Source organism: Sinosporangium album (genome assembly GCF_900100605.1).
GTDB classification, from domain to species: Bacteria; Actinomycetota; Actinomycetes; order Streptosporangiales; family Streptosporangiaceae; genus Sinosporangium; species Sinosporangium album.
In genome coordinates, this window is record NZ_FNCN01000005.1 from 249,143 (window position 1) to 262,828 (window position 13,686).

Annotated in this window: 17 protein-coding genes; 14 read left to right on the forward strand and 3 right to left on the reverse strand. The window is 67.4% G+C overall.

Translation table 11 applies throughout. From position 1 onward, the window contains the following. The first annotated feature begins 63 nt into the window (after nucleotides 1-63). The 9 genes from rpsP (at nucleotide 64) to BLQ73_RS07595 (ending at nucleotide 5,705) form a co-directional block, all read left to right on the forward strand. Complete coding sequence (gene rpsP / locus BLQ73_RS07555; protein WP_093169623.1) at nucleotides 64-531, forward strand: 30S ribosomal protein S16; 468 nt, start codon at nucleotides 64-66, stop codon at nucleotides 529-531. 1 nt (nucleotide 532) lies between these two features. Next, nucleotides 533-775 carry an RNA-binding protein gene (locus BLQ73_RS07560; RefSeq protein ID WP_093169624.1) on the forward strand — a complete coding sequence of 81 codons (243 nt, stop codon included), beginning with the start codon at nucleotides 533-535 and terminating at the stop codon, nucleotides 773-775. 84 nt (nucleotides 776-859) lie between these two features. After that, on the forward strand, nucleotides 860-1,378 hold the full coding sequence (gene rimM / locus BLQ73_RS07565; RefSeq protein WP_093169625.1) for a ribosome maturation factor RimM: 519 nt from the start codon (nucleotides 860-862) through the stop codon (nucleotides 1,376-1,378). A gap of 3 nt (nucleotides 1,379-1,381) precedes the next feature. Beyond that, nucleotides 1,382-2,146 carry a tRNA (guanosine(37)-N1)-methyltransferase TrmD gene (trmD, locus tag BLQ73_RS07570; protein WP_093169626.1) on the forward strand — a complete coding sequence of 255 codons (765 nt, stop codon included), beginning with the start codon at nucleotides 1,382-1,384 and terminating at the stop codon, nucleotides 2,144-2,146. A 188-nt stretch (nucleotides 2,147-2,334) separates the two neighbouring features. After that, nucleotides 2,335-2,697, forward strand: a complete 363-nt coding sequence (gene rplS / locus BLQ73_RS07575; protein WP_093169627.1) for a 50S ribosomal protein L19 — start codon at nucleotides 2,335-2,337, stop codon at nucleotides 2,695-2,697. A 192-nt stretch (nucleotides 2,698-2,889) separates the two neighbouring features. Further along, nucleotides 2,890-3,747, forward strand: coding sequence for a signal peptidase I (gene lepB / locus BLQ73_RS07580; protein ID WP_093169628.1), 858 nt, complete (start codon nucleotides 2,890-2,892; stop codon nucleotides 3,745-3,747). Nucleotides 3,748-3,807: 60 nt separating this feature from the next. Continuing rightward, nucleotides 3,808-4,485, forward strand: coding sequence for a signal peptidase I (lepB, locus tag BLQ73_RS07585; protein WP_093169698.1), 678 nt, complete (start codon nucleotides 3,808-3,810; stop codon nucleotides 4,483-4,485). A 164-nt stretch (nucleotides 4,486-4,649) separates the two neighbouring features. Continuing rightward, a complete protein-coding gene (locus tag BLQ73_RS07590; protein ID WP_093169629.1) occupies nucleotides 4,650-5,342 on the forward strand; it encodes a ribonuclease HII in 693 nt (230 codons plus the stop codon). 39 nt (nucleotides 5,343-5,381) lie between these two features. After that, on the forward strand, nucleotides 5,382-5,705 hold the full coding sequence (locus tag BLQ73_RS07595) for a DUF2469 domain-containing protein (protein WP_093169630.1): 324 nt from the start codon (nucleotides 5,382-5,384) through the stop codon (nucleotides 5,703-5,705). Nucleotides 5,706-5,901: 196 nt separating this feature from the next. Here BLQ73_RS07595 and BLQ73_RS07600 read toward each other — a convergent pair whose 3' ends face one another. Beyond that, nucleotides 5,902-6,174 carry a hypothetical protein gene (locus BLQ73_RS07600; protein WP_093169631.1) on the reverse strand — a complete coding sequence of 91 codons (273 nt, stop codon included), beginning with the start codon at nucleotides 6,172-6,174 and terminating at the stop codon, nucleotides 5,902-5,904. A gap of 253 nt (nucleotides 6,175-6,427) precedes the next feature. Here BLQ73_RS07600 and BLQ73_RS07605 point away from each other — a divergent pair, with 253 nt between their 5' ends. The 4 genes from BLQ73_RS07605 to dprA all read left to right on the forward strand — a co-directional run bounded on the left by BLQ73_RS07605 (nucleotide 6,428) and on the right by dprA (nucleotide 10,936). Next, on the forward strand, nucleotides 6,428-6,901 hold the full coding sequence (locus tag BLQ73_RS07605; RefSeq protein WP_093169632.1) for a GNAT family N-acetyltransferase: 474 nt from the start codon (nucleotides 6,428-6,430) through the stop codon (nucleotides 6,899-6,901). A 383-nt stretch (nucleotides 6,902-7,284) separates the two neighbouring features. Then, nucleotides 7,285-7,662: a YraN family protein gene (locus BLQ73_RS07610; RefSeq protein WP_093169633.1), complete on the forward strand. Its 378-nt coding sequence runs from the start codon at nucleotides 7,285-7,287 to the stop codon at nucleotides 7,660-7,662. After that, nucleotides 7,663-9,198 carry a YifB family Mg chelatase-like AAA ATPase gene (locus BLQ73_RS07615; RefSeq protein WP_093169634.1) on the forward strand — a complete coding sequence of 512 codons (1,536 nt, stop codon included), beginning with the start codon at nucleotides 7,663-7,665 and terminating at the stop codon, nucleotides 9,196-9,198. Between the two features lie 283 nt (nucleotides 9,199-9,481). Then, nucleotides 9,482-10,936 carry a DNA-processing protein DprA gene (gene dprA / locus BLQ73_RS07620; protein WP_093169635.1) on the forward strand — a complete coding sequence of 485 codons (1,455 nt, stop codon included), beginning with the start codon at nucleotides 9,482-9,484 and terminating at the stop codon, nucleotides 10,934-10,936. Between the two features lie 452 nt (nucleotides 10,937-11,388). On the opposite strand, the gene BLQ73_RS07625 is transcribed toward dprA, so the two are convergent. After that, nucleotides 11,389-11,994: a plasmid pRiA4b ORF-3 family protein gene (locus BLQ73_RS07625; RefSeq protein WP_218125655.1), complete on the reverse strand. Its 606-nt coding sequence runs from the start codon at nucleotides 11,992-11,994 to the stop codon at nucleotides 11,389-11,391. 92 nt (nucleotides 11,995-12,086) lie between these two features. On the opposite strand from BLQ73_RS07625, the gene BLQ73_RS07630 reads away from it, so the two are divergent. Continuing rightward, nucleotides 12,087-12,314 (forward strand): hypothetical protein, encoded by a 228-nt coding sequence (locus BLQ73_RS07630; RefSeq protein WP_143020166.1) that lies wholly within the window; start codon nucleotides 12,087-12,089, stop codon nucleotides 12,312-12,314. Nucleotides 12,315-12,657: 343 nt separating this feature from the next. On the opposite strand, the gene BLQ73_RS07635 is transcribed toward BLQ73_RS07630, so the two are convergent. Continuing rightward, complete coding sequence (locus tag BLQ73_RS07635) at nucleotides 12,658-13,146, reverse strand: murein hydrolase activator EnvC family protein (RefSeq protein ID WP_218125656.1); 489 nt, start codon at nucleotides 13,144-13,146, stop codon at nucleotides 12,658-12,660. Between the last annotated feature and the right edge of the window lie 540 nt (nucleotides 13,147-13,686).

Here is a 13,686-nt window from a genome sequence, read left to right on the forward strand (position 1 = left end):
CGTCGTGCCCCACTCGATGAGATGCCGTTCACCCAAGCTCGAAGTCCAGGAGAGACCACACCCGTGGCAGTCAAGATCAAGCTCAAGCGGCTCGGCATGATCCGCAACCCGCAGTACCGCATCGTCATCGCCGACAGCCGCACCAAGCGTGACGGCCGTGCGATCGAGGAGATCGGCCTGTACCACCCGAAGGAGAACCCCTCGCGCATCGAGGTCGACTCCGAGCGGGCGCAGTATTGGCTGGGTGTCGGCGCACAGCCGACCGAGCCCGTGCTCAAGATTTTCAAGCTCACCGGCGACTGGCAGAAGTTCAAGGGTCTGCCCGCTCCCGAGCCGCTGAAGGTCGCCGAGCCCAAGGCGGACCGCCACGCGGTCTACGAGGCGGCGGCCAAGGAGGCCCTGACGGGCGACGCCGCCACCGCGGCCACCACGCCGAAGAAGAGCAAGAAGACCGTCAAGGCCGAGGAGCCCGCGGTCGAGACCCCGGCCGCTGAGCCGGCGGCAGAGACCAAGCCGGAAGGCGAGGCCTGAGGTGATCGAGGAGGCCCTCGAGCACCTGGTTAAGGGCATCGTCGAACATCCCGACGATGTCCGGGTCCGCGCCCGCCGCATCCGCAGCGGGCGCGTGCTTGAGGTCCGGGTCCACCCTGAGGACCTCGGCAAGGTCATCGGCCGTGGAGGTCGCACGGCCAAGGCCCTGCGCACTGTGGTGAACGCGCTGGCGGAGGGCAAATACGTGCGGGTCGACCTGCTCGACCTGCACGAGGTCCGCTAGTTCCACCCAAGGGCATTTCACCGAGCGGCCCATGACGCCTCGTCGTGGGCCGCTTCGCCGTTGATTACATAAGGACTGTTTCACGTGCAGCTTGTCGTGGGCCGCATCGGCCGACCACACGGACTCCGCGGTGAGGTCACCGTCGAGGTGCGCACCGATGACCCCGACCTGCGTTTCGCCTCGGGTGTCGCCATCGCGACGGATCCCCCGTCGACCGGTCCACTCGTGGTGGAGAGCACGCGCTGGCACCAAGACATACTGCTGGTGCGTTTCGCCGGGATATACGATCGCGACCTGGCCGAGGGGCTGCGCGGCACGATGCTGGTCATCGACTCGGCGGAGGTCGAGCGCAGCGACGACCCGGACGAGTTCCACGATCACGAGCTGATCGGCCTCGCGGTCGAGACCGCGGGCGGGGAGCCGGTCGGCGAGGTGACGGAGGTGCTGCACCACGGCCAAGACCTGCTCGTCGTGCGCAAGAAGCAGGGCGGTGAGGCTTACGTGCCGTTCGTGAAGGCGCTCGTGCCGGTCGTCGACCTCGATGCCGGCAGGCTGGTCGTCGATGCCCCTCCCGGGCTGCTCGATCTCGACGAGACCAGCTGAACCGTGCGCATCGACATCGTCTCCATCTTTCCCGAATACTTCGCCCCGCTCGACGTCTCCCTGATCGGCAAGGCGCGCGAACGAGGCACCCTCGACGTCCGTCTCCACCAGCTCCGCGACTGGACCCACGACATCCACCGCACCGTCGACGACACGCCGTACGGCGGTGGCCCCGGCATGGTCATGAAGCCCGACCCCTGGGGCGAGGCCCTCGACTCGGTCCTCGCCTCGGACGAGGGGACGCCCCGCTTGATCGTGCCGACCCCGAGCGGTCGGCCGTTCACCCAGGAGGTCGCGCTCCGGCTGTCCGAGGAGCCTTGGCTGGTGTTCGCCTGCGGTCGTTACGAGGGCATCGACTCGCGGGTCATGGCCGAATACGGCGAGCGCCTCCCGGTCGACGAGGTGAGCATCGGCGACTACGTGCTCGCGGGTGGCGAGGTGGCCGTCCTCGTGATGGTGGAGGCCGTCGGCCGACTGCTGCCGGGCGTGCTGGGCAACGTCCGCTCGGTGGCGGACGACTCCTTCGCCCCCGGCGCGATGGCCAATCTGCTCGAAGGTCCCGTCTACACGAAGCCGCCCGTGTGGCGAGGCCGCGAGGTGCCCGAGATCCTCCTGTCGGGCCACCACGGCAGGATCGCGCGGTGGCGAAGGGACGAGGCGCTCCGCCGTACATCCGCGAACCGCCCGGAGCTCCTCGCCGACCTGGACCCCGACACGCTTGACAAGCGCGACCGCGAGGTCCTGTCCGAGCTTGACTTTCCCGCCTGATTTCAGGTCCGGGCGAAGAATATGGCAGACTAAAGCGCTGGTGTCGACCTGGTGGTCGACACGGCATGGCCGGACGGTCCAGCTCCGGCCCGATGACTTAATCGCCCAGCGCGTGTGTCCCCCTCGCTGCTGTGCTTCGGCACGGCCGGGTGGACCTCCGCGCGCCCACGTAATGAGGGACCGCTGTCATGCACACGCAGATCCAGGAGATCGAGAAGGCCTCGATGCGCAGCGACATTCCGGCCTTTCGCCCGGGTGACACGCTGGAGGTCCACGTCCGCGTCGTTGAAGGCAACCGGTCCCGCATCCAGGTCTTCAAGGGCTTTGTCCTGCGCCGCCAGGGCGGGGGCATCCGTGAGACGTTCACGGTCCGCAAGGTCAGCTACAGCGTCGGCGTCGAGCGCACCTTCCCCGTGCACAGCCCCGTGATCGAGAAGATCGAGGTCGTGACCCGCGGTGACGTCCGCCGCGCCAAGCTCTACTACATGCGCGACCTGCGCGGCAAGGCCGCTCGCATCCGCGAGAAGCGCGACGCCGTCCCTGCCAAGTAGGGCTCCTCGCGTTCGGTCGACCCGGCCCGTTCCCTGTGGGGGCGGGCCGTTTCGCTTGCCTGGACTTTCTCCGGGACGCTGCGATCACAAGCAGGTGACTTTTCCGACATTCGTCATGGATGCCGTACGGCGCGCCCGTAGAGACCGTACTCAGCGTCATATCGCCCTGGTCATCATCTAGGCTCGGCAGAGATGGCTAGCGAAGATCAGGGAGAGCCGCCGCGCCGCGGAGACCCTGGCAAAGACGAGGTGGACGTGGTCGCCGAAGACACCCAGAAGCCGGCCAAGCGTGGTAAGGACAAGAAGGGGTCGTTCTGGAAAGAACTACCCGTGCTTGTCGTTGTCGCGCTTGTGCTCGCCCTGATCATCAAGACGTTCGTGGTTCAGGCGTTCTACATCCCCTCGGAGTCGATGGAGAACACCCTGCTGACCAACGACAGGGTGTTGGTCAACAAGCTCGTCTATCACACGCGTGACATCGAGCGCGGCGACGTGGTCGTCTTCTCGGGCGTCGACTCCTGGGACAGCGAGTTCAAGCTGGAGGAGCCGTCCAACCCGGCCGCGGCCTTCTTCCGCTGGGTCGGCACGGCCTTCGGGGTGGTCCCCGGTGAGAAGGACTACATCAAACGAGTCATCGGTGTGGGGGGTGACACCGTCACATGCTGCGACGAGAAGGGCCGCGTGCTCGTCAACGGGGTCCCGCTCGACGAGGAAAGCTACCTCTACCCCGGTGATGTGCCCTCCACCTCCACGTTCGAGGTGAAGGTTCCGAAGGACCGCCTGTGGGTCATGGGCGACCACCGTTCGGTGTCGCTGGACTCCCGCACGCACCTGGGCGACCCGGGAGGCGGCACCATCTCTGTTGACAAGGTCGTCGGCCGGGCCTTTGTGATCGTCTGGCCGTTCTCGCGGGCGACCGTCCTGTCCATTCCCGAGACCTTCAGCCAGCCGGCCCTCAACGCCGCCGCCGGTGCCGCGCCACTGCTCCTGGGGTTCGCCGGCGCCGTGCCCCTGGTGCTCCTGCGCCGCCGACTGCTACGCAGGCGTTGAAGACTCGCGGCCGTGCCGGGCGAGTGGTCGCCGCTCGCCCGGTAGCCTCGTATCGTGACCATGACTGACAACACCGGCTCGGATGACCCCACGTCTTCCCAAGGGGCGTCCGCCGCGGGTGAGACCCCCGCGGCGGACGGCAAGGACGACTCGTCCGGAGCCGAGACTCCCGCTCCCCGGAAGGGCTCCAAGCTCGGAGCCGTGAAGGAACTGGCGTTCCTGGTCGCTATCGGTGTCGCCACCGCCTTCCTTCTCCAGAGCTTTGTGATCAAGCCCTTCTGGATCCCGTCGGAGTCGATGGAGAACACGCTCCTCGTCGGCGACCGCGTGATCGTCAACCGTCTTGACGGGGACGTCGAGCGGGGTGACGTCGTGGTCTTCAAGGGGTGGGACGGCGCCGACACCATCAAGCGTGTGATCGGCAAGGGCGGCGACGCCGTCAAGTGCTGCGACGACAAGCGGCGCATCACCGTCAACGGCCATCCTCTCGACGAAGAGGCATACCTGTATCCCGGTGACTACCCGAGTGACCCCTTTGAGGTGAAGGTCCCGCAGGGGCGCCTGTGGCTCATGGGAGACCACCGTTCGCAGTCGGTCGACTCGCGGGACCACCACGAATACACCGGCGACGGCTCCATCTCCGAGGACGACGTCACCGGCCGAGCCTTCGCGATCTTCTGGCCGCTCTCTCGGGCGACGTTCCTCTCCACCCCGGAGACTTTTACCAAGCTGCCATAAGTACGGATTCAGGCGTACTCTGTCTCCATGGTCGTGGTGCTCATGGTTGTGCTCGCCTGGCTCCACACTGGCCGGGCCTCGCGCGCTCCCGGTGCCCCGCGTGCGAACGTCTTTCGCGCCGGGCCGTCTCAAGACCTGCCCTCCCTCGCCCCCCGCGTGGTGCCATGAGCGTGACCTTCCGTCCCCGCCCGCGCCCGAGCGTCGTACGGCGCGACGCGGGCCTCTACGGCTATGAACGCGCCTTGGCCCGTCGCGGCTTGGGCCCCATCGCCGGGGTCGACGAAGCCGGCCGCGGAGCCTGCGCGGGCCCGCTCGTGGTCGCAGCCGTGGTGCTCGGCAAGGAGATCGACGGCCTCGGCGACTCCAAGCTGTTCACCCCCGCCGCCCGCGAGCGCCTCTACGACCGCATCACGGCCGCGGCCGCGGCCGTCGGCGTCGTGTCCATCCCCCCGGGCGAGATCGATGCCCGCGGACTCCACAAGTGCAATGTCGAGGGCATGCGACGGGCCGTGGCCAAGCTATCCTGTGACCTTGGCTATGTGCTCATCGACGGGTTCCCGGTGCCCGGCATGCCGGCGCCGTCCCTCGCCGTGTGGAAGGGCGACCAGGTCGCCGCGTGCGTGGCCGCGGCCTCGATCGTCGCCAAGGTCACCCGGGACCGGATGATGGCGACGCTGGACGAGCGTTATCCCCAATACGGCTTCGCCGTACACAAGGGTTATGTCACCCCGGGCCATCGCAGAGCCCTGAGCGCCCACGGCCCCTGCCGAGACCACCGCTTCTCGTTCGTGACGGTGGCGCGGGCAGGGCGCGGTGGTGAGATGGGAGAGAATGAAGTGGGGGCCGGTGTTGCCTGATTCTGGTGGCACAGGGAGAGGTGCGACAGGAGGATCCGCATGAGCGCAGAGGATCTCGAAAAGTACGAGACCGAGATGGAGCTGCAGCTCTACCGCGAATATCGCGATGTCGTCAGCCTGTTCACTTATGTCGTCGAGACCGAACGGCGCTTCTACCTGACCAATTCCGTCGATCTCGACGTCCGCACAGCAGAGAACGGTGACGTGTTCTTCGATGTGAAGATGCACGATGCCTGGGTTTGGGATATGTATCGCCCTGCCAGATTTGTGAAGAACGTTCGCGTCGTCACGTTCAAGGACGTCAACGTCGAGGAACTCGCAAAGCACGACTTGGAAATGCCGAAGGAAGGATTCTCGGGCTGACGTCCGGCTGACATCTGCCCGGTCGGCCCCGGCGGCACGCCTCTGGCGTACGGCGACAGCCCGCAAGCCGGGGCCCCGGCGCGTGGCCGTGCGGGCCTTGGCGACAGGTGCCCTGTCGGTCAAGGGGCGCGGTCACGCGTGGGTGGCTCGGTGCCGATCGGGGCCGGATCGCCTCACCCCCGCCTCCTGGCCGATCTCAATCGGTGTTGTGCAAGTGGCGCACGCGCACGGTGGTGCGACGGGCGCCGCCGTCGTGTTCACTGGTGTATTCCGCGACTTCGGCGTTGCCGTAACCGTCGTCGACGCGTCCCAGCTCGGGGCTCCCCGCCCAGTGATCCAGTGCCAGGGCAGGGGCCCTGTGCGCTCGGGCTGGCCGCTCGGCCTCGGCCGGCAGGACCGAGGCGACGCCGCGGTCGGCGGGGCCGCGGCAGGTCATCACGGTGTGGACGAACAGCGATCCGTCGGGCACGGTGCCGGCGGGGATCCGCGGCGGAGTCGCAGGTGCCGCGGCCAGCAGTCCGACGCACCGGCCGTCGCCGTCTCTGACGACACGTCATGTCCAAGGGACGCGCCCGCGTGGTCACGCCGCCGCGTTGGCAGGGCTCGCGTTGCCCGCCGTGCTCGGCGACCTCTGGACCTGGCCGTTGATCACGGCGCCGGCCACCGCAGGCGCCGACACCGCGTCCAGACGTGCGTTGTCTCCCCGGGGGGATAATTGCCCAATGATCACGCACCCCGTCATCCGTCCGGCCCGACCCGGCGATGCGCGCGTCCTGGCGGAACTGCGCTGGGCGTTCAAACTCGAGGACCACGAGGGGGAGCCGCCGAGGCCGCACCAGCCCGTGGAGCAGGCCGAAGATTGGCTTCGCGACCGGCTCGGCGACGGCCGCTGGCTGGCCTGGGTCGCCGAATCCGGCGGGCAGGTCTGCGGCCACGTGTTCCTCCACCTGGTCGAACGCATGCCCGATCCCTACTCCGACAGCACTCCACTCGGCTACGTCACGAACTTCTACGTCACCCCACCGCACCGCAACCGGGGGATCGGCACGGGGCTCCTAGACGCGGTGAAACGCCACGCTCGCAGCACGCGACTCGACACTCTGATCGTCTGGCCGTCCGAGCGCAGCAACCTGCTCTACCGGCGTTCCGGATTTCTCCCGCCCGAGGAACTGCTGGAGTTGCCGCTCGAAACCTGATCACCTCCGGGCCGGCCCTATCGGCCCGTTCCCCTGCCCGATCGTGATCTCGCAGGCCGGTGGCGTACGGCTGCGGCCAGGCCCTCCGCGGATCAGGAACCCGGCCTTGCGCGGTCCGAGGGCTCGGCCTTGCGCGGTCCGAGGGCTCGGCATGAAGGCGGGGCGTTGGCGCTTACGGCCTCGGGGTCGAGGCCGTACAGGCGAGCGGTGACGATCAGGGGATAGGGCTGGGTTCGCCGGGCTTGCACTGTGGATAAGCGGGCCAGGTTATCCACAGGTTCAGCTTGTTGTGGGCGCCGGGGAAAGTTCTCCACAGAATCGTGTTCGGCCGCTTGGGGATCACTCGGTCTGCGTCAAGCTCTGGGGCCTGAGGGGGTGGTCCCATGGCCGCAAAGGATGTGCTGGGGCGTGACGGCGAGCAGGTCGCCGTGGATTACCTGGTGTCTAACGGCATGCAGATTCTCGACCGCAACTGGCGGTGCCGTTACGGCGAGATCGATGTGGTCGCTCTTGATCGCGGCTCGCTGGTGGTCGTCGAAGTGAAGACGCGGTCGGGTCGCACGCACGGCACCGCGTTCGAGTCGGTGACGCCCGCCAAGGTCGCCCGGCTCCGGGCACTGGCCGCGAAATGGGCATATGCGCGACGGCTGAAGGGGGGCGTCGGTGGTCGCACCGCTTTCGACGCGATCCGTGTGGATGTCGTCGCACTTGAGCGTGTCGCCAACACCTACAGCCTGCGTCATGAGCGGGGGGTGGCCTGAATGGCCGTGGCGCGCACCCGTTGCGTCGCGCTCGTGGGCGTCGGGGGGCGGGTCGTCGAGGTAGAGGCGGACATCAGCAGCGGCCTGGCCGTCATGCACCTGATCGGCCTCCCCGACACCGCGCTCAGCGAGGCCCGAGACCGCGTCAGATCCGCGATGGTCAACAGCCTCTTCCCATGGCCCGACACCCGGGTCACGGTGAGCCTGTTTCCCGCGACGCTGCCCAAGCGCGGGAGCCAGTTCGATCTCGCCGTCGCCGTGGCCATCATGGGAGCGGCAGGCGTCGTCCCGGCCGATCGCGTGGCCGAGCACTTCTTCCTGGGGGAGCTTGGCCTCGACGGTCGGCTGAGGCCGGTGCGCGGGCTGCTCCCCGCGGTGATCGCCGCCGCGGAGACGGGCGCCGCCACCGTGGTGGTCCCGGCCGCCAACGCGGCGGAGGCGGCGCTGGTGCCCGACGTCACCGTCATCCCGATGACCGATCTGCAGTCGTTGGCGAAGTGGCTGAGAGACGGCGATGCGATCGCCTACACCTCGGATGTGGCCGTGGGGGAGAGCGCGTCTGGTGGTGCGGGGCCGGTCTCCGATTTGAGCGAAGTCGTCGGCCAGCCCATGGGGCGCCGCGCGCTGGAGGTCTGCGCCGCGGGCGGCCACAACCTCTGGATGCTCGGCCCACCGGGCACGGGCAAGACGATGCTCGCCGAGCGTCTGCCCACGCTGCTTCCAGCCCTCGACCACGACCACGCCCTGGAGGTGACAGCGATCCATTCGGTGGCGGGCATGCTGCCGCCGGACTGTCCACTGATAACCCGTCCGCCGTTCATCAACCCGCATCACACGGCCACCGCCGCCTCCGTGGTGGGAGGCGGCAGCGGCGTCGTACGGCCGGGGGCCGTCTCACTCGCCCATAGGGGGGCCTTGTTCCTCGATGAAGCACCTGAGTTTCCGAGGAGCATCCTCGACTCGCTGCGCCAGCCGCTGGAGTCGGGAGTCGTGACGGTCGCCCGTGCCGCGGGCACGGTGACGTTTCCCGCGCGCTTCATCCTGCTTCTCGCCGCCAACCCGTGTCCGTGCGCCCAGCCCGCCACCACCGATGAGATGTGCCGATGCACACCGATGGTTCGGCGCCGCTATCTCGGGCGTCTCTCCGGGCCTCTCCTCGACCGTGTCGATCTCAAGATCGGCGTGGTCCGATCCTCGCGCCGTGAGTTACTGGCCGACCGTCGGTTCGTCGAGTCGAGCAAGACCGTGGCGGCACGTGTCCTCGCGGCCCGCGGCAGGTGTGCCAAACGTCTGGCCGCGACCCCGTGGCGCACAAACGCCGAGATCCCTTCGAGTGCCTTGCACGCCGAGTTCCGGCTGCCCGACGTGGCGATGAAGCCATTGACCGCCTGCCTCGACAACGGGTCTCTGAGCGCACGTGGACTCGACCGTGTCATCCGGGTCGCGTGGACCATGGCCGACCTCTCAGGGGAGGCCCGACCGGGTCCCGAAGAAACCTCGGGTGCCCTGGCCCTGTGGCTGGGGATCGATCATTGATCGGCCGGTGAGGCATCTCTGACACGGAGGCATCTCTGACGAGCAGGTGCAGTAGGGACGGGTTTTTCGGGGCACGGCGATGAGCTGAGCCGGTCAAAGGGGGTTGGTAATGGCGACGGGGGCGGCGTCCTTTACGGGAACGCGGGCGGAGAAGGAGGCTGAGCGGATCATAGGCGCGGCGACGGCCGCTGTGGAGAACGTCAGCGTGGTTCCTGCGATGAGGATGGAGGTGCGGCGTTTCGCAAGAGCTCCGGTAAAGGTTGGAGAGATCCATCGAGCGACGATGGGTGCCGCAGGAGTCCCAGCCGGTGAGGCAGAGAGAGGAACGGAAGAGGAAGCGGCGCTCCACGATGCGGCGCCCCGCATCGCGCGCCATTCGGAGAACAGCCGCGACGGCCGTGACGGCGACGGCGGTGACCGCGACGGCCCTACCGGGCGGGAGTCGGCGGACATCGGCGACGCCGGCCGGGGCACGACCGAGAAATCCCGGCCTGGGCAGGGGAGACGGCATAGCGAGGAGGCGGTCGCGCGGGCAGCGCTCATGCGGGTGAGCGAATCCGGCGATCAGGTCATGGGGCGGCTGGTCGAGACATGCGGCGCCATCGAAACCGTCAAACAGATCCGACGCCGATGTCTTTTCCGCGGCTTCATCGAGGCCGAGACCGCTCGTGCTCAGGGGCGTGGGAGGTGTTTCGACGCTGAGAAGACGCTCGATGTGTGGGCCGCGCGGATCTCGGCCGCGAATCCGATTAGAGACCTGGACACTGGAGAAGGGGGAGGGGGCCGCTTCATCGTTCCCGGCGATCCCGAGTGGCCGACCCAGCTGGACGACCTGGCGGAGGGAAGACCGCTAGGTCTGTGGCTCCACGGGTCGGCGGACCTCCGCTTCTCCTGCCTGCGCTCTGTCGGGATGGTCGGCTCTCGCGCCGCGACCGCCTACGGGACGCACATCGCTGCCGACATATCCGCTGGTCTGAGTGACTCCGGGTGGGGCGTCATCTCGGGAGGCGCTTACGGCATCGATGCCGCCGCTCATCGCGGTGCACTCTCGGGAGAGGCCCCCACGGTGGCCGTCCTCGCCTGTGGTGCCGACTTCTGCTACCCGAGCGGCCATCACGAGCTTTTCGCGGCTGTTCGCCATCACGGTCTCGTCATCAGCGAATGCCCACCCGGAGTTCGACCGACCCGCGCACGGTTTCTCGTGCGCAACCGTCTCATCGCGGCACTGTCCCGAGGCACGCTCGTCGTCGAAGCGGCGCTGCGCAGCGGGGCACTCAACACCGCCGCCCACGCCTCGACCCTTCAACGCCACCTCGGCGCCGTGCCCGGCCCTATCACCTCGGCGAACTCCGCAGGCTGCCACAAACTCATCCGAGAAGGAAAGGCCATATGCATCACCTCCGCTCCCGAAATGATCGAACTCGTGGGGACGTTCGGCGAAGACCTCGCCCCTGAACAGCGTGGTCCCCTGCTGCCACGTGACGCCCTGAGCCCCACGACCCAGTCCGTCCTCGACGCCGTCCCAGCCCGCTCCGGCGCCGGCCCGGCGACCATCGCGATCCAGGCCGGCGTCGACATCCCCACGGCCCTGAGCTGCCTGGGCCACCTGGCAGCGGGCGGATACATCCAACGCGTTCCCCAAGGCTGGCGCCTCAGACCCATCAAAGACCCCCGCTGCCCCTCCTCGGTTCCGCCGCAACAGGACGAACCCGGTACGGCCGACCGCGACGAACGTTGAACCACCCGGCCTGTCATTGCCCCCTCCCTGGTTCGCGACACCGCGACCACTTCCCACGTCCCGCACACAGAGGATGGTTCGACATCTGGGGCGTGACCGTGACCGAGTGGCGAAGCCCCGCCAGTGCAGGCGCGGCGGCGGTTCGCCCCCCGCGTACGGACGGTGTTCGACCTTGCGGAGGGGGTTGATGGTGGCCGGTGCAGGTTGTGGCGATTGAGCGTTGCGTCGCACGTGTATCTGAGGTGGTCGTTTGCTTCGCCGGTTAGGGCAGCATCGGGTCGATCCGCCACGCGGCGTGACCTGGTGGAGGCGTGGTCACAGCCGGGGCTGCGGGCCACCGGGAGCATTGGGCGATCTGCCGTCTGAGGGAGGTATGGCGCTTGCCATGCATCCGATAGGTACGGGTTGCAACGCGTTGATCCTGCGAGGGGGCGTTGATCGGCAGGGCTCCGTCAGTCCTTGACGAGGACAGCCGTCAGGCCGGATAGCGCGGTGTTCGTCCTTGTCAGGTCGAAGGTGGCGGGATCGAACTGGTCAGCGGAGCCGAGGCCGAGCCACGCCAGGCGATCCCCGTGCTCTTCGTGCTTGGGGTCGGCGAGGATCTCCAGAAGATAGTTGTAACCCCAGATGCCGCCGCAGTCTTCAGGCGGGCAGGCTCGCCGACCGGTGAGGCAGCGCGGATAGGCGATGCCGGGTTCGGCAGGAGTGACAGCCTCGACGACGATGGTGTGCTCCCAGTTGTCGCCGAAGTCGTAGGTGTAGCCGAGACGGTCATGCTGCGCGAGGGCTACCTGGTCGAGTCGTTTTGCGGCGGCGTCGGCGATCTCCAATTCGGGGTCGGCAATGCCGTAGCGGGCCAGAGGGCTCTCGAAGGCCCACAGGTGGTAGTCCTCCCAGCCGAAAGCCGCTTGGAGAACATCGTGCAGTCCGCGCAGCGTGATCGCGGAAGGGACTTCGACACGCCGCCAGATCGGCGGGCGTGACCCGGCCAGCGTGACTTTGATCCGGTGAACGGTGGGCGCTGTGCGGGCGCCGGAGGTGATACGTCGGGCAGTCACCACGGCATCATGCCCTACTCGTGGCCGGGGAGTGAAAGGCGCAGCGATGCGCAGCCCGATTCATGACGGACATGCCCAGGCACGCCTCGTGGTTGGACCAGGTTGAGATCTTCTTCTCGATCCCGGCGCATCGCTCGCTGCGGCTCGGCGAGTTCACCTCTCGGCGGGGCGTCATCGACCGGAGCCGCGAGTTCAATTCGGCCTTCAATCACCATGCCCGCCCACTGTGTTGGATTGACGACCTCTGTTGGATTGACGACCTCTGCTGGATCGACGATCTTTGCTGGAGCTATGACGGCACTCCGCTTAAGGCCGCATGACCCTCGCAGTATCAGCGTGGTGCACCGGTTATACATAGAAGAGTGCGTCGGTCGGCTTTTCGAACTGGTCTGGGGCGAGGCCTCGGACTTATCCAGTGGTGACCGAGAGGGCGGCTTGGAATTTGCCACCCCACGTGGGCCCGATGTAGCTCTACCAACACTGGTCGACCTGCTAAGGCCGCTCTATCTCACAGTTCAGAGCTGTGGTAGTGGCTTGCGTATTGGGCGGCGACTAAGGCGGAGGCCGTGCACCTTTATAGTTTGGCGGCGGATTCAAAGGGGTTCCCCTGTCGCACTTAGAGCCGTTGCAGAATTTTCAAGCAGGCGTGACGTTTGCGTCCGGCTACGGGGGTGCGGTCCAGTGCGGAAGAAGTCGAACTCTGCCAAGACCGAGTAGAACGAGCGGGTTGAGATAGGTCTGGCCCCGCAGGAGCCCCCAGTGGAGACAGGTGACGGGGCAGTGGCCAGGGTGATCCGTGACCCTGCCTATGGGCGTGCCGGAGGAGACGGGTTGGCCCGGACGCACGGATGCTTCGAGGGGGAGATATGTCGTGCGCAAGCCGTTCGGGTGTCGGATCGAGACGACTGCGCGTCCGCCGACGGGGCCGGCGTAAAGCACTGTGCCCTGACCCGTGGCGACCACGGACTGGCCGGGGACGGCGGCGAGGTCGACGCCCCGGTGGCCGGCCAGCCAGGGGGCGCTGGGAGGGGCGAACTCCCGGAGAACGCGCGGTGTGCCTTCGAGCGGCCACCTCCATTGAGGGGTGGCTGCGTTGCCCTCAGGCTGTGCCCAGGGGGTCTGCCCGGTCGGCCGGGCAGTCGGAGTGGTCACGGTGGGGGAAGGCCGGGGGAGAGGAGGCGGCGTCTGCTTCTGAGGACTCGTGCCCAACTTGATCTGTGGCAGGACAGAGGGCCTGGTGACATGCGTTTCTACGGGTGGATTGACCTGGGGGCGGGGGCTTTTCATCGCGGATGCCTTGGAGGTGCGGGTCAGGTGGTGATTCAACGGCATTGGCGGATTGTGATGAGCGGATGATGGGGTCAGGCAGATCAGGACGGCGAGCATGGGGAGGAGGATCCTTATCCGGGGTGGCCGATGGATTGGTCGGGCAAGGCTGGGGCTCTTACGTCTCGGTGAAGAGATGCTGAGGTCTGGGGAATGGGGATTCTCTGCTTGGGGTCTAGGGCCCTCGTGAGAGGCGGAGGCGGAGCCCGGGATTGCGTGTTCGGTCGGATTGATGTGCATGGCCTTATAGGTGAACGGTCGAGGGAAGTGGCCGTGAGATCTGTGAGGGAACGGGCATGAATGTGAAGACGCGGGCAATCTCGGTTTGGCGTAAGGGGGTCTGCGGGAGGTCGCTCTCGGATATGA